Origin of the sequence: Kitasatospora sp. NPDC058243 (assembly GCF_042882025.1) — a bacterium.
GTDB lineage: Bacteria > Actinomycetota > Actinomycetes > Streptomycetales > Streptomycetaceae > Kitasatospora.
The window spans coordinates 1-436 of record NZ_JBHVWW010000158.1; the positions used below are offsets into that span (position 1 = coordinate 1).

General features: G+C 68.8%; 1 protein-coding gene and 1 pseudogene. Both read right to left on the bottom strand.

Features of this window, described 5'->3' with window-relative positions; all coding sequences use genetic code 11:
- Positions 1 to 214 (bottom strand): annotated as a pseudogene (locus ACFVX9_RS39755) (ATP/GTP-binding protein); the annotation flags it as partial.
- Positions 208 to 436: hypothetical protein (locus tag ACFVX9_RS39760; RefSeq protein WP_387987189.1), on the bottom strand; the 229-nt coding region annotated here is incomplete at its 5' end. The pseudogene ACFVX9_RS39755 and the gene ACFVX9_RS39760, both read right to left, overlap by 7 nt.

Here is a 436-nt window from a genome sequence, read left to right on the forward strand (position 1 = left end):
TCATCAGGCGGCGCAGGGTGAGGGAGATCCTGGTCATGGTGGGGGTGGACAGGATCACGAACTGGGAGTGGTAGTCCAGGCGTTCCTCGGCGCTCCAAGGGCCGGTCCCGGGCAGGCATGGCGGGTCGGTGTCGACGAACCGGGTCCACTCGCGCCAGGTGCTGGGTGACGCGTACGGATCGTCGTGCGTTTGCTGGTCGGCGGCCGTCACCACTGCTGTGCCTCCTGGTGCGCGTCGAAGATGTTCCAGGCCCCGGCCGATGCTGCGGCGCCGGCAGTGTCTGAGGTGGTGCAGGTGTCTTCGTCCGCGGGCGGGAGCTGCTCGGCGGGGCGGTTCGGCAGCTCTGCGTTCGCCTTTTGCCGCCGTGTGTGCTTGGCTCCTGCCCGCCGGTCCGCGGCGTTTTCGCTACCTTCGTCGCTTTCGGCCCCCCTTTCT